The sequence below is a fragment of the Acinetobacter sp. CAU_H_78 genome (genome assembly GCF_058599365.1).
In genome coordinates, this window is record NZ_CM178652.1 from 742,163 (window position 1) to 760,742 (window position 18,580).

Genomic DNA, 18,580 nt, shown 5'->3' on the forward strand with positions numbered 1-18,580 from the left:
CCTTTCTCTTGCAGTCTCTGCTGCAAAGCTGAATATACATATGAGAAAAAGTATATTTATAACTTTTAATTTCCATGTAAATCATACTATGCGCTATGTTAATTTGTCTGCCTACTACGCATTAAAATCTTTAATTACATGAACTCCAATACGACAGCACCACGGCCTTATGCCATGTCCTGGATTATTTTGCTGGCTTCACTGACTGCACTTGGTCCTTTATCCATTGATATGTATCTCTCTGCCTTGCCAGAAATGGCAGCGGATTTTGGTGTCAGTACCCAGATGGTCTCCAATAGTCTGCCAGCTTATTTCCTTGGACTGGCGGTTGGGCAGTTGCTATATGGCCCGATCAGTGACCGGATTGGACGTAAGCCACCACTTTATTTTGGATTGTGCCTATATATTCTGGCCAGCCTGCTGTGTATGTTTGCACAGAATGAATGGAGCCTGATCGCAGCACGGGTATTACAAGCGTTAGGAGGATGTGTAGGAGTCGTGGTTGCCCGAGCAACCATTCGTGATCGGCTGGATATGCAAGCGGCTGCACAGGCCTTTGCCAGCATGATGATTGTAACGACCATTGCACCGATTATTGCGCCAAGTCTCGGCGCATGGGTACTGATGTTCTTTGAGTGGAATATTATTTTCTTGGTGCTGATGGGCTGTGGTTTGTTTAGTCTAGTCTGTGTGCATTTTTTCTTTCAGGAAACCTTACCTCCGGAACGCCGTCTTAAACTGAATTTGCAGCAGGTATTGAGTTTATATCGAACTATTTTTCAGGATGAAAGTTTCAGACGACCGATGCTGGTGGGCTGTTTTTCTGGGGCAGTGATGTTCTGCTATATCAGTGCTTCTTCAGCCATTCTGATGGATCATTATCATCTGACCGAGCAGCAGTTTGCTTATGCTTTCGGGGGGAATGCTGTGGGAATCATGCTATTCTCGACCATGAATAAGCATCTGGCCCAATATCTTTCAGTATTAAGTCGTTTAAAACTAGGTGCTTCTTTACAGGGAATCGGTGTCTTGGCTTTACTGGTTTTAGGCTATCTGAATATTGAATCTGTTGTCCTGGTTATGGCGGCCTTATTTGTTGTTGTGGCTTCAATTGGTTTTGTGGGACCGAATGCGATGGCGCTGGCCATGGCAGAGCAGGGTGCGCGTGCCGGGACCGCCAGTGCGATTATGGGCAGTATGCAATTTGCCTGCGGTTTGTTGGGTGGAGTTTTACTGAACTTTATGCTGTGGGATGCTTTATTCAATATGGCCTTGGTAATGGCAATCTTTGTGGTTATAGCCTTTAGATCTGTATTGAAATTAGAACTACCTATAGTTAAACAGAGATAAGGAGCTGCAAGAACTCTATATCTCTGTCAGACGATCCAAGCAGCTCAAAGTTGATGCTTGGATCATGGCTTATCTAATCTTATTCATCTACAAAAACGGCAAATTCCTCTACCGGGACACGTGGGGTAATAAAGGTATTTACGATATGGTCTGGATCTGCATAGCCTAGTGACATACCACAGACCAGCTCTTCATCTTCACCTGCCCCTAATACATCCAGCACGATGCTATGAAAATGATTCCAGGCAGCCTGCGGACAGGTATCCAGACCACGTGCCTTGGCGGCCAGCATCACGTTCTGAATCATCATGGAAATATCCATTTTTGAACCTACGCCTAAATCTTTATGCAAGGTAAAGAACAATCCTACTGGAGCATCAAACAGTTCAAAGTTACGCAGGTTCTGGCGCGCCATTTTTTCTTTTTCGCCTTTCTGGATATTCAGCAAACCATATAAGCCCCAGCCATTTTCACGGCGTCGGTCGATATAGGGAGAGAACCATTGCTCGGGATAATAGGCAAAGGTTTCTTTATATTGCTCGGCCAGTGCCGGATTCTGGTAAAGCTCCATTTGCACCTGACAGACACGCTGTACCAGCTCGTCACGTTTTTTCCCGGTTAGCACATATACTTTCCATGGCTGGGTATTGGTCCCTGAAGGGGCACGGCTGGCCACAGTTAAAATGTCTTTGAGCATGTCGGTACTGACCGGCGTATCCAGAAAAGCACGAACCGAATGCCGGGAAGTAATGGTTTGATCTACAGCATGAACGAGGTTTTGATCCATTTTAATTTCCAATCTCATATCCTTAATGATGGTGAACTGACTATAAACCAAACAAACCTTGTCGGGCAGGGGGTAATTTTAGTTTCACAGTGAATTGGGATGATTAATAGAAATCACATGAATGAGAATGTATTTAGGAGATATAGGAGCTATATAAATAGCCTAAGAAATTTATTGAATGCTTAAACAAAACTGCTTATAAAAATGAAACCAATACTTTAGATGCTGATATCTTGAGCAATTAACATCGATGACTGTAACTATACAGAAAGTTAAGAGCAAAATAGAATGATTAAAATTCAATCTTAAAAATAAAATTAAATATCCGTTTTTACATTCAATTAATATTTTATTTCGATAAAAATTTAGGGGTAGTAAACTATAAAAAATAAGAAGTTATAATTATTTTTTATATATTTGCTAACTATAGTTAATAAAAAACAATAAAACTTTATACAAAGAAACAGCATAATGTGCGACTTTTCAGTTGAATACATGCATTTTGAAGAAATAATGAAGATTGCATGGTCAAGCTCTATTTGAAATATCTTATTGCAAATGACTTGATGAACTCAGTTAGGTTAAAAGCACTCATGCAGCAATTCATGCTGGTTGAGAAGTAAAAAATATAGGCTGGATGTTATCGCTATGAGTTGCACGCTGAGATGAATTTACGCATCTGGCGTAGCTTATACAATCAGCAAAAGGCCGTTTTTCGCTTTTATAAATCTCTCACTGAATATGATCATCACGATGATATTCATAAGTTTGAAACAGATGCGGAATGCTTTGTTAATTCTAAAAGCGATGGATGAATGAAGAAGATGATAATTACATGGGGTTATGTAAGGTTTTCTTCTGTGGAAATGAATCGCAGCATGACTTTTAGAATGACAAAAATTCAGAACCATCTTGGACAAAAAAATTATGGATTTTACTTTTAACGCATTTTATACCCTGATCGCTGCAGTAATTGTGCTATTACTGGGCCGGTTTCTGGTAGATAAAATCGATTTTCTAAAACGTTACAACATTCCTGAACCTGTCGCAGGTGGTCTGGTTGCAGCGGTTATCTCTCTGCTGGTTCATTCGTTCTGGGGCTATAGCATTACTACGAGTGCAGAGCTACAAACCAGTTTCATGCTGATTTTCTTTGCGTCAATCGGTTTAAGCGCGAACTTTGCCAAATTGCGTGAAGGCGGGATCGGACTGGTGATCTTCCTGGTTGCCATCTCGACATTTATTGCACTACAAAATGCAGTCGGTATGGGACTGGCAAGCTTGTTAGGTATTGATCCTCTGATTGGTCTGATTGCCGGTTCGATTACCTTGACTGGTGGACACGGTACTGCTGGCGCCTGGGGTGAAATTATGGAGGTTGAGCATGGTATTCAGGGAGCTCTGGCGCTCGGGATGGCAAGTGCAACCTTTGGTCTGATCATTGGTGGTGTTATCGGTGGACCTTTGGCGAAACTGTTGATTAACCGTCATAATCTTGCTGTGGCACGTACCGATCAGCAGATCGAAAAGCGTGACAATACGCCAATGGACAGCACGACAGATGAATATGTGCAATTTGAATATCCACATCGTGTCCGTCTGATCACTGCAGATAATGCCATTACCACACTTGGTCTGTTTGCAGGCTGTCTGGCATTTGCAGAACTGATGACTGGCTTCAGTAAAGATACAGTATTTGAACTGCCAACCTTTGTATGGGCACTGGCTGGCGGCGTGATTTTGCGTAACGTGCTGGAAGGTATCCTGAAAATCCAGATCTTCGACCGTGCAATTGATGTGTTTGGTAATGCTTCATTGTCGCTCTATCTGGCCATGGCGCTGCTGTCATTAAAACTATGGCAACTGGCGGATCTGGCAGGACCATTGATGGTGATTCTCGGTGCACAAACCCTGACCATGGCTTTATATGCAGCATTTGTCACTTTCCGGGTGATGGGCAAAAACTACGATGCCGCAGTACTGGCTGCAGGTCACTGTGGTTTCGGGATGGGTGCAACCCCAACGGCAGTCGCCAATATGCAGGCGATTACCAATATGTATGGTGCGTCGCATAAAGCCTTCCTGATCGTTCCATTATGTGGTGCTTTCTTCGTTGACTTGATTAATGCCACGATCATACAGATGATCTTGAAATTTTTCGTCTAATTTTAGGCTTGATAATGAGTCATAAGCTCATAAGGATATGACATGAATGATCAGCTAAATGAAACCTTACTGGGCTGGGTCGATGCCTTAAATGGTCCACTCTGGGACTTTTTAGTGGTGTTCCTGGTCGCTGTTGGTATTTGCTATACGATCATGACCGGTGCAGTACAGATCCGTTTATTCTGGCACAGTATCAAAGTCATGAAACGCAGCCGTGGCAAGGTCGATGATGACCATGGTATTACGCCGTTTCAGGCCTTTGTTACAGGCCTGGCCAGCCGGGTCGGTGTGGGTAATGTTGCAGGCGTCGCCATTGCGATTGCTGTCGGTGGTCCAGGTGCTGTGTTCTGGATGTGGTTTACTGCATTTCTGGGAATGAGTTCTGCTTTTGTAGAATCCTCATTAGCACAGTTATTTAAAGTTCGTGATAACAAGAACCAGCAATTCCGCGGTGGACCTGCCTATTACATCACTCAGGGTCTTAAACAGAAATGGCTGGGAATTGTCTTTGCAATTGCGCTGATTACGACTTACGGCTTTGTGTTCAATGCCGTGCAGGCCAATGCGATTACTGGTGCAACCTCACATGCCTGGGGCTGGAATGAAGCCAATCTGATGTTGCCATTAGGCGGTTTCGATCTGGAAGTTTCCTGGATTGGTCTGGTATTAGTCTTGATTACGGCCATGATTATTTTTGGCGGGATCAAGCGGATTGCAAAAGTTGCTGAAGGGGTGGTTCCTTTCATGGCAGTCCTTTACCTGGGTGTAGCTTTATATATCGCCGTCATCAATTACGATATGTTACCGTCTATTTTCCAGCTGATCTTTAGCAAAGCATTTGAGTTTGAAGCAGCTGCAGGCGGTTTCTTCGGTGCCATGATCTCGATGGCCATGATGATGGGGATTAAGCGCGGTTTATTCTCGAATGAAGCGGGGATGGGTTCAGCACCGAATGCGGCGGCTGCCTCTGACGTGAAACATCCGGTGAATCAGGGTCTGGTTCAAATGCTTGGCGTATTTGTAGATACTTTCGTGGTGTGTTCATGTACCGCCATCGTGATTCTGGTTTCTGGCCTTTATGAAAATGCCGGTTTTGAAGGCGTAACCTTGACCCAGATGGCACTTGAAAGCCAGATTGGTGCTTGGGGGGATGATTTCCTGGCCTTGATTCTGTTCCTGTTCGCCTATTCTTCTATCATTGGTAATTATGCCTATGCAGAGGGGAATATCCAGTTCATCAATAATAACAGCAAGGTCATGTTTATTTTCCGGTTGCTGGTATTGTTTATGGTGTATTTCGGCTCGATTGCCAGTGTACCGTTGATCTGGAATATGGCGGATCTTTTCATGGGTGTCATGGCCAGTATCAACCTGATTGCGATTGTGCTGCTGATGCCATTTATTTTGATGCTACTCAAGGACTATACCGGTCAGCTAAAACGTGGCATCGAGCAACCAGAGTTTAAGCTCGATGATCATCCGAAATTTAAAGATAAAGTTAAATCAGATATCTGGTAAGACTTGAGCAAAAAGCCCTGACTGGTTCGGGGCTTTTTTATGAGCTTAAATTGTTAGAATGACACAAAATTAAGATAGCTTTGATATAGGATAAAGCCAGCAATCAGGCTGAACCAGACTGGTAATTTCGAGCGTAACAGTAAAATCATCACGATGACAAAAACCAGATCAGACCAGAAACGAAAATATGCCTGAGAGAGATCAATCAGTAAATATAAAAGCAGACCCACCACTGCTGCATTAATCCCGCTTACCGCCTGAAAAATAATACGTTGCTGCATTAACCATGACCAATAAGGCAAAGTAGCAAAAATTAGAAAAAATGAAGGCAGGAAAATGGCACAGGTTGCTAACAGTGCATTAATCCAGGCTGAACCTGTCCAAGGCAACAGAGCACCGACATAGCTGGAAAAACTAAATAATGGACCCGGCATCAATTGGGCAAATGCATAACCTAGATCGAAAGATTGGGACGAAAGTAAATTGGTCGCCACAAAGTCCTGATGCAGCAAAGGCAGAATGACATGCCCGCCACCAAAGACCAATGAGCCAGTTCGATAGAAATCAGCGAAAAATGCGAGTTCAGGCCAAGAACCAGATTTGACTAGTAGAGGAATCAGGAAAAACGGTAATAAAAATGCGATGAACCAGTAGGGTGCATGATGTGGACAAATATAACTTGAGTGAATGGTAGATGAATTTGAAGCGGGCTTATTTTCCTGAGGAGAATTGGAAAATTTTGCCATTACGAGGCCAAAAACCGCCCCCAAAATAATGACCAGTAGCTGGTTCAAACTGATACTAATGAAGCTCAGGATCAGGACTGAAATAAAGACCAATACATATTGCCAGATGCTCTTGCAGAAGCTATTGAGCATTTGCCAGAATGCCCAGACGATTACAGAAAAAACGATCAATTGAATGCTATGAAAGCTGTTTGAGTTTAGAATATGGAAATAGTGCTGACCGAGTACTGCGATCAAGCTCATCAATAGTGCCGAAGGCAGGGTGAACCCAAGCCAGGCCACGAATGCCCCAGCATAACCCCTTTGCAGATAGCCGATGGAGAGGCCTACCTGACTGCTACTTGGGCCTGGTAAAAGTTGCGCTAATGCAACCAGCTGGCCATATTGTGTCGCATTTAACCACTGTAACTGGTCGACAAATTTACGGTGAAAAAACACCAGATGCGCCGCCGGTCCACCGAATGCCATACAGCCCAGTTGCAGGAAGGTGAGAAAGATCCGGTACAGGGAAGGTGTATTCATACAGTGGCTGAAAATTGAAAGACATTAGTGCAACTGTATGACAGTTTTACGAAATTCTACAGATTATTTAAGCATGTGTTTATACACTATGCTGCTTTAACAAAATGAGGACGTGCTCTGCATGCAGAAATATGTACTGAGTATATTGGCGATGACAATGGTAGGTCTGAGCGGCTGCCAAACGACATCTGGTTTTAATCAACCTAACTCTAGTCATATTAAATCTGCCAGTTCAGTAGCAGAAGCCCAGGCACGTCCAAACCAGATCAATTTCCGCAAAATCAAGCAAACAGAAAACCGTCCAGTGATTGCACTGGTTCTTGGCAGTGGCGGTGCGCGTGGCTATGCGCATATCGGTGCGATTGAAGTATTAGAACAGGCAGGCATACAACCTGACTTTATTGTGGGAACCAGTGCAGGCAGTATTGTTGGTTCCATTTATGCCAGTGGTAAACCAGCGATTGAACTGCGTAATATTGCATTAAGTATGAAAGCGACTGACGTCCGCGACATCAAACTGGACCGTAAAGGCTTTTTTGATGGCAAAAAAGTCGAAAATTATGTGAATTTGCAAGTGGATCAGACGCCTTTGCAAGCCATGAAAATCCCGATGTTTGTGGTAGCCACAGCCTTGAAAGAGGGCAAGCGCGTAGTCTTCAATTATGGTAATACCGGTCAGGCGGTGCGTGCATCCGTTTCTATTCCAAGCATGTTTATTCCGACTGTCATCCAGAAAAAAGAATATGTGGATGGAGGGCTGGTCAGTCCGGTGCCAGTTAAAGTAGCTCGTGAATTGGGCGCTGATATTGTCATTGCTGTCGATATTCTGGCGCAGCCAATCCATACTGAAACCACCAATGTCTGGGGTCTATTCAACCAGAATATTAATATCATGCAGCAACGTTTAGCTTCTGAGGAACTGCAATACGCCGATGTTGTTATTCAGCCAGACTTACGTGAAAAAGGTCATATCTTTGATGTACGCGGCAGAGAATTGACCATGGATGCCGGGATTGAGGCGGCTAAACTCAAGCTACCAGAAATTGCCCAGGTCTATCAGAAGCATAATTACAGCCAAGGTCATCAGATTCCATTACTCTTGGCCCAGCAACAATAGTTTGCTCTGATATTTTTAACAAAATATTTATTTTTCAAATAGATGTATAAATATATTTATCGCTTTTCTCAGTCGAGGGAAAAGCGGCTCATTTTTGCTCATCGTTTTTAGAGATGAGCTGATGTTTTCTACCTATTGAAAGTCACTTAAAGCCCAAGTTTCAATGGGAAATAAATATTTGAATTATAAAAATATAGTGATTTTATGAATGTATTTTAAGGCTATTTTTTGATTTTAACAAAATTATTCACAGACTTAAGTTAAACAACTGTTCAAAAGCTTAGAAGATCATGACAGAATAAAAATCGACAGATTAATAAATGTAAAAGCCACATGAATCACATCGAAATTGGCCAGCAAGTCACACTAGCTCAGTTTGAAAATACGATTTTTACTGTAACTAAAGTTCATCCCGATGGTTCTTTTACCGTTGAAACTATATTGCATGGCCAGCAGACTTTAAGTTATGAGAATGTGGCTCGAGAAATGCTGAGACAGGTGCCTGCTTAATTCGAGGTTATTTTTTTGTTAATGCATACGGTTTTCTTAAACCGAGTTCTGCATGCTTAATGAAAAACTTCTTAAGCGCAGTGCATGGATTCGAGAAAATAATTTACTGGATAAATTCCTGTTTATTTTATAGTTACTGAAAATAACTTTCTGATGATTTCTATGAATCCTCAGAGGAATATCTTTTTTTTTGTATGGAGAAAAATTTCATATCAAGAATTATGATGTTTTATTTGCCGAATTGAACATTTTATTTAGACCAAAAACGCTATAATAATGGTCTATATCATTGTCATTCAAAGAGTTCAGAGAAAACGATGGCCCCTTTAGATCAAATTGCAACAGCATCGGATGACCAGTCAGAGTTAACGATGTCGGTTCTTATGACGCCAGATATGGCGAATTTTTCAGGAAACGTACATGGTGGAACAATTCTGAAATTACTGGACCAGGTTGCTTATGCTTGTGCGAGTCGCTATTCGGGTAGTTATGTCGTAACCCTGTCTGTAGACAAAGTAAATTTCAAAGAACCGATTCATGTGGGTGAGCTGGTGACTTTCCTGGCAAGTGTGAACCATGTAGGTCGTACTTCAATGGAAATCGGTATTCGTGTAGAAGCACAAAATATTCAGAAACGTACTGTACGCCATACCAATAGTTGCTACTTTACGATGGTCGCTGTAGATGAAAATGGTAAGCCTAAACAGATTCCACCGCTGAATCTGGACAATGACTGGAAACGTTGCCGTTTTGAAGCAGCTGAACAACGTAAAGTTGCCCGTCTGCAGGAAAACCATCACCCTTCATGCAGCATCTATAAAAAATCAGCGCATAGTTAAGTACTAAACTTAATTCGCTTATTAAAGAGGCCTTCAATGTGAGGTCTTTTTTTTGCCTAAAAAATCATTTAACTCTGGCTTAAGCTTCTTTTTTAATCTAATATGAAACGATACGTATCGTTTCGTTTTTTGGTTTTAAGCATGAGTGAAGAAGAAAAATGTTCACGGCGTCAGCACAGTATTCTGCAGGCGGTTTCGGATGCACTGGCAGAAGGTGAATATCATCAGCTAACGATTGAAGATGTGGCTGCACGGGCAGGGGTTGGCAAATCTACGATTTACCGCTGGTGGAAACATAAATCTGAGCTGGTACTGGATGCTTTCAAGCAGCGCACAGCAGGGGTATTTGAACTGGATGCTTCACAAAGCTTGCGCAGCAATCTGGTTCAACAACTAACTCTGTTGGTTCAGGCGCTTAATCATCCGGTAGGCCGAGCTTTGCTGGTCGTTATGGCCAATCATCGGGAGCTGGCTGCAGACTTTTTTCAGCAGTATCTATTACCACGTCGAAAACAAACCCACCAATTGATTCAACAGGCTATCGAGTGTGGAGAATTACGTGCTGATTATCCTTTTGATCTGATGCTGGACACTTTATATGGGCCGATTCATTACCAGATCATTTTCTTCAATCGCATGCCGGATGATCAATATATCCAGAATCTGGTAGATCTGGCCTTAAGCCCAGCTTTGATTTCTCCCTGAGTTTAGTTGGTTCTTAAATTTGCTTTAAAAGTTGCGTGTTATGTCTGCTAGTCCTGAGCGCTTATGGAATCGCTCCTTTGTTCTGTGTTTATTAAACAATCTGTTCCTGTTTATCTATTACTTTGCCTTACTGACCATTCTGCCGGTTTATATCATGAAAGATCTGGGCGGATCAGTCAAAGAAGCAGGTTTGGCTTTGACCCTGTTCTTAGTTTCATCCATCGCCGTTCGACCTTTTTCTGGCATGATCATCGAGAAACTCGGCAAGAAATTGGCAATGCGCGGAGCCGGAGTTATTTTTGCCTTATTTGCCTTTAGTTATCTGCTGGTTGATAGCATGTGGTCATTATTGGCAGTACGTTTTTTACATGGGATCTGGTTCAGCATCCTGACGACGGTCACCGTTCCCGTTGCAAATGAGTTTATTCCGGAATCTCGTAAGGGTGAGGGCATGGGCTATTTTGTCATGTCGACTAATCTGGGTGTGGTATTTGGTCCATTACTGGCCTTAACCGTGGTTCAGTTCACCAGCTTTAAAGTGCTGTTTGGCTTGCTTGCCGTGATTATCTCTATCGGCTTGATCTTTTCCTTCATGCTGAAAATTACCGAATTAGCAAAACCTCAAGCTACAGTGGTCGAAAAATCAAAATTCAGCCTGCATGACATTATTGAAGTCAAAGTGCTGGCGGTCAGTTTTGTGGCACTGCTCACTGCTTTTGCTTACTCCAGTATCATGAGTTTTATCACGCCCTTTAGTGAAACCAAGCAACTACTGGCTTATACCGGCATCTTCTTTATTGTTTTTGCGGCCTCAATGTTGTTGGTACGGCCTTGGGTGGGCAAAATTTACGACCGTAAAGGACCAAGTGCAGTTATCTATCCTTCCTTTATTTTCTTTGCGATTGGCATGATGATTGTCAGTGTCATGTCCAGCCAATGGACTATGTGGTTGTCTGCGGTATTTATCGGAATTGGTTACGGTTCATTATTTCCATGTTTACAAACTTTAGCGATTCAATCTGTCGAAAAACAGCGTATGGGCCATGCAATTTCTACCTTTTTTACCCTGTTTGATATTGGACTGGCAGTGGGTTCAGTAGTGATGGGTATGATCATTGCGCAATACGGTTTTGAAAAGACCTATATGTTCTGTGCAGTGATGGTGATTTTTACTTTATTGATCTACCGTCAATATGTGGCAAGGAAGCGACCTTCGATTTCAGCATCCTTACCGGAAGAATAAAATGGAATTAAGACATTTACGCTATTTTGTTACAGTGGCTGAAGAGCTGAATTTCACCCGGGCAGCTGAAAAACTGAATACTGTACAGCCTTCACTCAGTCAGCAGATTAAGGATCTGGAGCGTGAAGTGGATGCGCAATTGCTGGAGCGGAATAACCGCAAGGTTGAGCTGACCGAGGCTGGACAGGCTTTTTTAAAGGAAGCTTTACTGAGCTTAGAACATGCAGAACGTGCCGTGCAGGCAGCCCGTCAGATCGCACATGTGCATAAGGGTCAGCTGAATATCGGCTTCGTACCGGTCGCGGAAATGAAAATTTTTCCTTATATCATGCCGAATATCCGTGCACATTTTCCTGAACTGAAAGCACTGTTTCATAGCCTGACCGATGCAGAACAGTTTAGCGCGCTGAGACAGGGTAGTATTGATATTGCCTTTACCCGTTATCAGGATCAGTCGGGTGAGTTTGAATCCGTTCAGATTTTTGATGAGCCACTGACACTGATTGTGCCGAAAAATTCTCCGGTCGCAGAAATGCCTTATGTCAGCATCAAGAAGTTTGAAAATCAGGATTTTGTGATTAGTGATGAACAGGCCTCACCACAGCTGCATAAGATTATTGATGATTTCTTTAGGCAGTCGAAACTGAACGTCAATGTAGTGCAGTATTCCACCAATATTCTGCTGAATGTCAATCTGGTCGGCATGGGCGTCGGCTGGAGTCTGGTACCCGCTTATGTGATTCCTTTACTGGGCGATAATATTGTGGTGAAGAAAACGCTGGAACCTTTACCGATGATTGCTCTCTATGTCAGTTACCGTAAAAATAACCAGCATCCTGCGATTGAGCTGATTCTGAAAGTGCTCAAAGAAAAGTTTTGTGTAGACCTTTTTAAGTAAATTATTGATCTTCCATAAATGAAATGTGCTACAGAAATGATCTGTAGCACATGCTTTTTAATCGCAGAGGAAAATCGCTTTATACTAAAATTCAAAAAATAAGAAATCGGTTGAAGCAGAATGATGAAGCTCTATAACAACCCTCAGTCACGCGGCATGACCTTGCTGCCCATCCTTAAAGAACTACAGATCGAAGACCAGCTTGAGCAGGTGGAAGTTCCCTATAAAGATATGCATCAACCTGAATATCTTCAGATCAATCCGATGGGCAAAGTCCCGTGTCTGGTCGATCAAGGCGTCGTAATTTCAGAAATGGCGGCTATTATTATCTATCTGGCGGATAAATATCAGGACAAAAGATTGGCACCCGCTTTAGATGATCCCAAGCGTGGTGCTTATTTAAAATGGATCTTTTTCTGTCATGGGCCACTGACTGAATATATCGATGTAAAAAATTTACTGGTACCCCAAGAACAGATTGAAAAGGTCCGAACCAGTTTAAGTTTTGGTAACGAAGCCACAGTATTTGATTTTCTTAAACGAGGCTTGTCGCAGGCCAAGCCCTATCTTTTAGGTGAAAAAGTTTCTGCTACAGATCTATATGTGGCCTATTGTCTGATCTTCGCAATTAGTACAAAAGTTTTGCCGCCGTTGGAAGAATTTAAACCTTTCCTACAGCAGATGGCACGTCGTGATTCTCTCAAAGATATTTCATGGTTTAAGCAATACCGGACTTAGCTTTTATGTTCATCTATAAAAAGGAAACCACGCCGTAGCGTGGTTTTTTGACTCAAGCCAATTATTTGACATGGAGCTTGTTAAATAGCGCCTGACTTGTGCTTTCCATAGATTGAGGAATTGCCAAGGCTGCCACGAAGCGGTCTGGACGCAGGATAACGATAGAGTCCTTGGTCTTGCCGAACCAGGTACGAATGTCCGTACCGATATCACCAATGGTGATTACATCTTCATATTGCTTGCGTTGTTGATTAGACAACTGAACCGCAGGAATGACTTGGATAAATTTCACACCCAATTTTTTCCATTGTTGCATCGATTCTTGACTTAAGCCCCATTTCGGATCCACACCCCAAGCAATGATGGCGAAGTCATTGCCAATCACTTCATCGAGTAATACAGTTTCACCAGATTCCAGCTGTACCTGCGGCTGAATAAACATCTTGCCGACTGGAGAGTCTTTCTGAGTATTGGCCAGCAGGGCACCATCATGATACTTCGGCATAGGCTTAAAGCGCATTTCCAGCAGGTACTGTTTGATTGGCTTGATATAGTTCAATGCATAGGCAATACCATCACGAACAAAACCTTGCCATTTTTTTGGTGGTGCCAGTACATGACCGGCCATCACAGAAAGATCAATCATCGCCTTGGCATGATCCTTACGTTCCAATTGGTAAGAGTCCAGTAATTCGTGGCTTGCTTTACCCTGCATCACCAATGCAACTTTCCACGCCAAGTTAAAGGCATCACGCATACCGCTGTTATAACCCTGGCCTTGCCATACGGGCATGATGTGCGCAGCATCACCAGCAAGCAGGATACGGTCAGCACGGAATTTATCTGCAATACGTGCATTGTGGGTATAGACACGTTGACGAATCACTTCGATTCCATCGGTATTTGGTAAAACTTTAGATAGTAGTTTGGCAATATTTTCTGGTTTGCTGAGTTCTTCCTGAGTTTCGCCTGGCATGACCATGAATTCGAAGCGGCGGATGCCGTGCGGCAGGGCAGCCGATACATAAGGACGTACCGGGTCGCAGCATAAGTAAATGTGAGGGGTTGCCAATGGGTCATTATCGATATCAATCACGATCCACTGGTTCGGTGCAGTTTCACCTTCAAATGGAATATTCAGCGTACGGCGTACATAAGAGTTACCACCATCACAAGCAATCAGGTATTGGGCATGTATAACTTCTGCACTACGGTCTTTAGTTTGAACATTTAAAGTTACACCCTCAGCATCCTGGCTGAAATGTGTCAGATGGCGAGAGAAAAGTACTTCAGTTTTTTTATATTGTTTGAGGCCTTGCAGCAGAACATTATCTACTTGTGGCTGAATGAAAGCATTACGGCGGGAGAAACCAAATTCACGAGTCAATGGCTGAATGTCTGCAAAGCAACGGCCTTTGGGTGTCAGGAAGCGCATGGCATGATTAGGTGTGGTATGCGGCAAGACCTGATCAACCAGTCCCAAAGATTGAATGGTACGCAAAGATTCATCATCAATGCCGATGGCACGCGGATAATCGATCAGACTATCTAGCTGTTCAACTACGGTGACTTGTATACCCTGTTTGCTTAAATAGTTAGCAATAGTTAAACCTACTGGGCCAGCCCCCAAAATCGCCACTTCAGTGGTGTAATTTGTATTGCTCATAGCAAATGTCCATTCAATTAATTCAGGATTGAGACTATTAAGGAACAATCAATGGCGCTAAACAAGCTAGTCCATAGTAGGTTATGTCTATCAAAAATATTTAGTTGAAAAGATTTTAATTTTAACAAGTTATTGATAATAAATGATAATATTTAAATCTATTCATAAGATGAATGAATCCTATGATCATTTTTGGCTATAGTGAACAGCCTATAACATATAAAAAAGCTGAATCACGCAGTTGCATGATTCAGCCTCAGTCTACATCCGGCAGCATAGGTTGAACCTACTGGAGATTTACTGTACGAGATGTTGCTTTAAACCTGATTAACGAGTCGATGTCGACTTAGTCGTTTTTTTACCATCTTTGTCTTCTGTAGCAGCTTCAGACGCAGCAGGCTGGTCAGCAGGTCCAGCCGTGGTTACATTTGGATTTGGATTATTCGTTGCAGGAAGTTCCTGAGTTGTCACAGTGACTTTCTGTTCCTCAGTGGTCTTCGTGTCAGTGGTATTGTTTGCTGCAAAACTGGTAGCTGCGGCTGCAGTAAGTGTTGTTGCAAGTAAGATTTGTGCATATTTCATGTTGAGCATCCTTTTTATTACATTTATAAACTGCCGAATGACCATCACATCAATCCGGCAGGAATTCATCCTAAGCATGAAAATTTTATGGAGCAAAGCAATTAACAAAAGCCGCACGAAGCTGTTAACCAAGCAAATACAATCATTGGAAATTTGTTTTCTTCTGTTAAATGTAAGGAAATTGTTAGCTGGAAATGTGTGTAAATATTTCAAATATAGCATTTAAGTGAACTAGTTAACGGTTAAAAAGTACTTACTACAGACTGTTATTGTTATTTACACTGAGATAAATAGGATCTACTCATCCAAAAATGAACATTTTTGCAAGAGTCCAGTGCTCTATAATAGTCAGGTTTACTACTTCTAATTCAATCTTTGAGAATCAATTTTGAAAGTTCTTGCCGCTCAGCAGCCTATTCCTGTACACATCATTTCCGGATTCTTGGGTGCCGGTAAAACCACTTTATTAAAATATTTACTGAGCCAGAAACCGGAGCAGGAAGTCTGGGCTGTGTTGATGAATGAATTTGGTCAGATTGGTGTTGACCAGCAATTACTGCCTCAGGATCAGGGCTATGCAGTAAAAGAACTATTGGGCGGATGTTTATGTTGTAGCAGTCAGTTGCCGATGCAGATTGCTTTATCCCGGCTATTGTCAGAAACCAAACCGGACCGGCTATTTATTGAACCGACAGGACTCGGACATCCCGGACAACTGCTGGAACAGCTCACTGAACCACATTGGCAGAGTCATTTAAAGATGCAATCTTTGGTTACCGTGGTGGATGGCTCACGTTTACATGATCGGGACTGGACGCATCAGAACCTGTATGCGGATCAGTTGAAAGTTGCCAATATCGTGGTCATTTCCCATGCTGATTTGATGACTGAAACTGATCATGCTGCTTTAACTGAACTCAAGGCTGAGTATCAGCCCTATGCCCAGCACTGGCTGATGATAGAAAACGGACAGCTGGATATTGAGCAAATCAAACAGGATTATCAGGGTACTCCACGGCAGATCCAGCCACTGCTCAAGCAACAGCGCCAAGTGTTGGGAGAGATGCCGGCTGTCGTACATCAGTTGCCTTATCATTATGTTGAAAGTGCACAAGGCTATCAGGTGGCAGGTTGGAAATTGCCGAAACGCTGGCAGTTTGATTTTTATGACCTGCTAGATTTGCTTTGTGAGCAGCAGGACTGGCTACGCATCAAAGGGATTTTTAATACCAATCAGGGCTGGAAAAGCTTTAATTTCAATCCTGATCAGTTTAATTATCAGTCTGCCGAAGAAGGCATTGATAACCGGGTAGAAGTGATTTACCAGACCTCACGTGACTGGCTGGAATTTGAAACCGCCTTAATGCAATGCCGGATTGATCAGGAAAAATAGCTTCAAATCTGCGCAGAGAAAATAGCTGGATAAGACGAAATCTGTCCAGCAAAAATGCAATAAATCTTATATGCTAGGCGCCAAATTTGAGGATTATGTTATGGCGTTAAAAGCGACAATTTATAAGGCAGATTTGAATGTTGCCGATATGGATACCCATCGTTATGAAGACTATCAGTTGACGATGGCGCTGCATCCTTCGGAAACCATTGAACGTCTGATGGTACGTATTCTGGCTTATGCACGTTTTGCTGGCGAGGCACTTGAATTTACCAAAGACCTGTTTGAGACTGATGAGCCAGCGTTGTGGGAAAAAGACCTGACTGGCCAATTATTGAAATGGATCGAAGTGGGTTGTCCTGACGAAGATAAAGTCAAGAAAGCCAGTGCGCGTTGCAAGCAGGTCGCAGTAGTTGCTTATGGTTCTTCAGTTGATGAATGGTATAAACGTAATTCCAAGTTAAAAACGCTGTCAAATGTTGAGGTCTGGAAAATCTCGACCGCCAGCACTGAAGCGGTACAACAATTATGTGAACGTACCATGCAGCTGCAACTAAATATCATGGATGGTGAATGGACCCTAATCGATGATCAGGCCCAAGCTGTAATTGAATGGGAAAAGTTACAATAACAGCCAATAAGGATGCAAGTCTTGGCTTGTATCCTGATTCAGAAATTGCGTATACCTGACAATAATAAAAATGAAACAGGGATAAATATATGCATCCGGATCTTTATCGTTTGCTCATTGCCCTCGGTATTGGTGCAATTATTGGTGCAGAACGCGAATATCGTAGTAAGTCTGCCGGTTTGCGAACCATGATCATGGTCAGTTTGAGTTCCTGCTTGTTCACGATTATGTCGATAAAAATTGGTCTGGATAGTCAGGATCGGATTGCAGCCAATATCCTCACTGGCTTGGGTTTTGTCGGTGCAGGAGTTATCTTTAAAGATGAAAACCGGATTTCAGGTATTACGACAGCAACCACCATATGGATGACAGCAGCATTAGGGATGGCAGCTGGTGCAGGTTATGAATGGCTAAGTCTGTTTGCTACTTTTATTGTATTAATCGTACTGATTTTCCTGATTTATGTCCAAGAGGGAATAGAAACCTTAAGTCAGGCACGCACCTACCGAATTATCTGTCCTTATCAACGTAAAACCTTAGAGCAATACGAAGAATTATTTAAAACTTATAATATGAAAGTCGTTCGCAGTGTGCAGCATAAAACGGAACATCGTATTAGTGGACGCTGGATTTTAATTGGCTCCGCCGAAAATCATAAAAAATTAACCAACTATTTACTGAATGATTCAAATATCCAGGAACTCAGCTTTTAATCCTTTAAGCCTCAAAGCTAAAGGAATTCTGTCTAATCCCGTTTATACTATGCGTATTTGCCAGATGAAGGATATTGGTCATGACCAAAGAGCTAGAAATTATTGATTTGAAAGTGGGTGAAGGGAAAGAAGCGGTTAAGGGCGCGCTTATTACGACTCATTATACCGGCTGGCTGGAAGATGGCACCAAGTTTGATTCATCACTGGATCGCGGTAATTATTTTGAAACCGTGATCGGCACTGGCCGTGTGATCAAGGGTTGGGATCAAGGGATTATTGGTATGAAAGTGGGCGGTAAGCGTAAACTAATCGTGCCTGCTCACTTGGCTTATGGCGAACGTAAAATGGGAAATATTATCCCGGCCAATTCAAACCTGATTTTTGAAATCGAACTGTATGATGTTAAAACACGTGATTAATTCACTGAAATAAGCTTCATTCATTGTCATGAATGAA

General features: G+C 42.5%; 18 protein-coding genes. 14 read left to right on the forward strand and 4 right to left on the reverse strand.

Annotated features, from left to right (window positions below; translation table 11 throughout):
- The first annotated feature begins 138 nt into the window (after positions 1 to 138).
- Positions 139 to 1,350: a multidrug effflux MFS transporter gene (locus AC4MCD_RS03635; protein ID WP_491876582.1), complete on the forward strand. Its 1,212-nt coding sequence runs from the start codon at positions 139 to 141 to the stop codon at positions 1,348 to 1,350.
- Positions 1,351 to 1,429: 79 nt separating this feature from the next.
- Here the strand turns inward: AC4MCD_RS03635 and AC4MCD_RS03640 are convergent, their stop codons facing one another.
- Positions 1,430 to 2,137, reverse strand: a complete 708-nt coding sequence (locus tag AC4MCD_RS03640) for a nitroreductase (protein WP_491876583.1) — start codon at positions 2,135 to 2,137, stop codon at positions 1,430 to 1,432.
- A gap of 927 nt (positions 2,138 to 3,064) precedes the next feature.
- Between AC4MCD_RS03640 and gltS the strand changes: the two genes are divergently transcribed.
- Positions 3,065 to 4,303, forward strand: coding sequence for a sodium/glutamate symporter (gene gltS, locus AC4MCD_RS03645; RefSeq protein ID WP_166137667.1), 1,239 nt, complete (start codon positions 3,065 to 3,067; stop codon positions 4,301 to 4,303).
- Positions 4,304 to 4,345: 42 nt separating this feature from the next.
- Positions 4,346 to 5,821 carry an alanine/glycine:cation symporter family protein gene (locus AC4MCD_RS03650; protein WP_419364552.1) on the forward strand — a complete coding sequence of 492 codons (1,476 nt, stop codon included), beginning with the start codon at positions 4,346 to 4,348 and terminating at the stop codon, positions 5,819 to 5,821.
- A gap of 53 nt (positions 5,822 to 5,874) precedes the next feature.
- Here the strand turns inward: AC4MCD_RS03650 and chrA are convergent, their stop codons facing one another.
- The gene (gene chrA, locus AC4MCD_RS03655; protein ID WP_491876584.1) at positions 5,875 to 7,089 is read right to left on the reverse strand and encodes a chromate efflux transporter; all 1,215 of its coding nucleotides are present in this window, start codon (positions 7,087 to 7,089) and stop codon (positions 5,875 to 5,877) included.
- A 121-nt stretch (positions 7,090 to 7,210) separates the two neighbouring features.
- Here chrA and AC4MCD_RS03660 point away from each other — a divergent pair, with 121 nt between their 5' ends.
- The 7 genes from AC4MCD_RS03660 (at position 7,211) to AC4MCD_RS03690 (ending at position 13,139) form a co-directional block, all read left to right on the forward strand.
- Positions 7,211 to 8,206, forward strand: coding sequence for a patatin-like phospholipase family protein (locus AC4MCD_RS03660; protein WP_180052323.1), 996 nt, complete (start codon positions 7,211 to 7,213; stop codon positions 8,204 to 8,206).
- A gap of 333 nt (positions 8,207 to 8,539) precedes the next feature.
- Positions 8,540 to 8,716, forward strand: coding sequence for a hypothetical protein (locus tag AC4MCD_RS03665; protein WP_162835329.1), 177 nt, complete (start codon positions 8,540 to 8,542; stop codon positions 8,714 to 8,716).
- Positions 8,717 to 9,033: 317 nt separating this feature from the next.
- On the forward strand, positions 9,034 to 9,555 hold the full coding sequence (locus AC4MCD_RS03670; protein ID WP_004784949.1) for an acyl-CoA thioesterase: 522 nt from the start codon (positions 9,034 to 9,036) through the stop codon (positions 9,553 to 9,555).
- A 141-nt stretch (positions 9,556 to 9,696) separates the two neighbouring features.
- Positions 9,697 to 10,260 carry a TetR/AcrR family transcriptional regulator gene (locus tag AC4MCD_RS03675; RefSeq protein ID WP_491876585.1) on the forward strand — a complete coding sequence of 188 codons (564 nt, stop codon included), beginning with the start codon at positions 9,697 to 9,699 and terminating at the stop codon, positions 10,258 to 10,260.
- Positions 10,261 to 10,300: 40 nt separating this feature from the next.
- Positions 10,301 to 11,503, forward strand: a complete 1,203-nt coding sequence (locus AC4MCD_RS03680; protein ID WP_419364545.1) for an MFS transporter — start codon at positions 10,301 to 10,303, stop codon at positions 11,501 to 11,503.
- 1 nt (position 11,504) lies between these two features.
- On the forward strand, positions 11,505 to 12,401 hold the full coding sequence (locus AC4MCD_RS03685; RefSeq protein ID WP_491876586.1) for a LysR substrate-binding domain-containing protein: 897 nt from the start codon (positions 11,505 to 11,507) through the stop codon (positions 12,399 to 12,401).
- Between the two features lie 123 nt (positions 12,402 to 12,524).
- On the forward strand, positions 12,525 to 13,139 hold the full coding sequence (locus tag AC4MCD_RS03690; protein ID WP_491876836.1) for a glutathione S-transferase family protein: 615 nt from the start codon (positions 12,525 to 12,527) through the stop codon (positions 13,137 to 13,139).
- A 61-nt stretch (positions 13,140 to 13,200) separates the two neighbouring features.
- Here the strand turns inward: AC4MCD_RS03690 and AC4MCD_RS03695 are convergent, their stop codons facing one another.
- Together AC4MCD_RS03695 and AC4MCD_RS03700 are read right to left on the reverse strand one after the other, a co-directional pair.
- Positions 13,201 to 14,805, reverse strand: a complete 1,605-nt coding sequence (locus AC4MCD_RS03695) for a bifunctional 3-(3-hydroxy-phenyl)propionate/3-hydroxycinnamic acid hydroxylase (protein WP_491876587.1) — start codon at positions 14,803 to 14,805, stop codon at positions 13,201 to 13,203.
- Between the two features lie 327 nt (positions 14,806 to 15,132).
- Positions 15,133 to 15,387 (reverse strand): hypothetical protein, encoded by a 255-nt coding sequence (locus tag AC4MCD_RS03700; protein WP_034170131.1) that lies wholly within the window; start codon positions 15,385 to 15,387, stop codon positions 15,133 to 15,135.
- Positions 15,388 to 15,775: 388 nt separating this feature from the next.
- Between AC4MCD_RS03700 and AC4MCD_RS03705 the strand changes: the two genes are divergently transcribed.
- The 4 genes from AC4MCD_RS03705 (at position 15,776) to AC4MCD_RS03720 (ending at position 18,543) form a co-directional block, all read left to right on the forward strand.
- The gene (locus AC4MCD_RS03705) at positions 15,776 to 16,780 is read left to right on the forward strand and encodes a CobW family GTP-binding protein (protein WP_491876588.1); all 1,005 of its coding nucleotides are present in this window, start codon (positions 15,776 to 15,778) and stop codon (positions 16,778 to 16,780) included.
- A 100-nt stretch (positions 16,781 to 16,880) separates the two neighbouring features.
- Positions 16,881 to 17,411 (forward strand): YaeQ family protein, encoded by a 531-nt coding sequence (locus AC4MCD_RS03710; RefSeq protein ID WP_491876589.1) that lies wholly within the window; start codon positions 16,881 to 16,883, stop codon positions 17,409 to 17,411.
- A gap of 89 nt (positions 17,412 to 17,500) precedes the next feature.
- Positions 17,501 to 18,124 carry an MgtC/SapB family protein gene (locus tag AC4MCD_RS03715; protein WP_103799665.1) on the forward strand — a complete coding sequence of 208 codons (624 nt, stop codon included), beginning with the start codon at positions 17,501 to 17,503 and terminating at the stop codon, positions 18,122 to 18,124.
- Between the two features lie 80 nt (positions 18,125 to 18,204).
- A complete protein-coding gene (locus tag AC4MCD_RS03720) occupies positions 18,205 to 18,543 on the forward strand; it encodes an FKBP-type peptidyl-prolyl cis-trans isomerase (RefSeq protein WP_159123393.1) in 339 nt (112 codons plus the stop codon).
- Positions 18,544 to 18,580: the final 37 nt, after the last annotated feature.

Bases quoted from the DNA above. Each gene is read 5' to 3' on its own strand.
- AC4MCD_RS03695 (WP_491876587.1), bottom strand. From the start codon at position 14,805: ATGAGCAATACAAATTACACCACTGAAGTGGCGATTTTGGGGGCTGGC.
- gltS (WP_166137667.1), top strand. From the start codon at position 3,065: ATGGATTTTACTTTTAACGCATTTTATACCCTGATCGCTGCAGTAATT.
- AC4MCD_RS03680 (WP_419364545.1), top strand. From the start codon at position 10,301: ATGTCTGCTAGTCCTGAGCGCTTATGGAATCGCTCCTTTGTTCTGTGT.
- AC4MCD_RS03675 (WP_491876585.1), top strand. From the start codon at position 9,697: ATGAGTGAAGAAGAAAAATGTTCACGGCGTCAGCACAGTATTCTGCAG.
- AC4MCD_RS03685 (WP_491876586.1), top strand. From the start codon at position 11,505: ATGGAATTAAGACATTTACGCTATTTTGTTACAGTGGCTGAAGAGCTG.
- chrA (WP_491876584.1), bottom strand. From the start codon at position 7,089: ATGAATACACCTTCCCTGTACCGGATCTTTCTCACCTTCCTGCAACTG.
- AC4MCD_RS03710 (WP_491876589.1), top strand. From the start codon at position 16,881: ATGGCGTTAAAAGCGACAATTTATAAGGCAGATTTGAATGTTGCCGAT.
- AC4MCD_RS03720 (WP_159123393.1), top strand. From the start codon at position 18,205: ATGACCAAAGAGCTAGAAATTATTGATTTGAAAGTGGGTGAAGGGAAA.
- AC4MCD_RS03660 (WP_180052323.1), top strand. From the start codon at position 7,211: ATGCAGAAATATGTACTGAGTATATTGGCGATGACAATGGTAGGTCTG.
- AC4MCD_RS03670 (WP_004784949.1), top strand. From the start codon at position 9,034: ATGGCCCCTTTAGATCAAATTGCAACAGCATCGGATGACCAGTCAGAG.
- AC4MCD_RS03635 (WP_491876582.1), top strand. From the start codon at position 139: ATGAACTCCAATACGACAGCACCACGGCCTTATGCCATGTCCTGGATT.
- AC4MCD_RS03715 (WP_103799665.1), top strand. From the start codon at position 17,501: ATGCATCCGGATCTTTATCGTTTGCTCATTGCCCTCGGTATTGGTGCA.
- AC4MCD_RS03700 (WP_034170131.1), bottom strand. From the start codon at position 15,387: ATGAAATATGCACAAATCTTACTTGCAACAACACTTACTGCAGCCGCA.
- AC4MCD_RS03665 (WP_162835329.1), top strand. From the start codon at position 8,540: ATGAATCACATCGAAATTGGCCAGCAAGTCACACTAGCTCAGTTTGAA.
- AC4MCD_RS03650 (WP_419364552.1), top strand. From the start codon at position 4,346: ATGAATGATCAGCTAAATGAAACCTTACTGGGCTGGGTCGATGCCTTA.
- AC4MCD_RS03640 (WP_491876583.1), bottom strand. From the start codon at position 2,137: ATGGATCAAAACCTCGTTCATGCTGTAGATCAAACCATTACTTCCCGG.
- AC4MCD_RS03690 (WP_491876836.1), top strand. From the start codon at position 12,525: ATGAAGCTCTATAACAACCCTCAGTCACGCGGCATGACCTTGCTGCCC.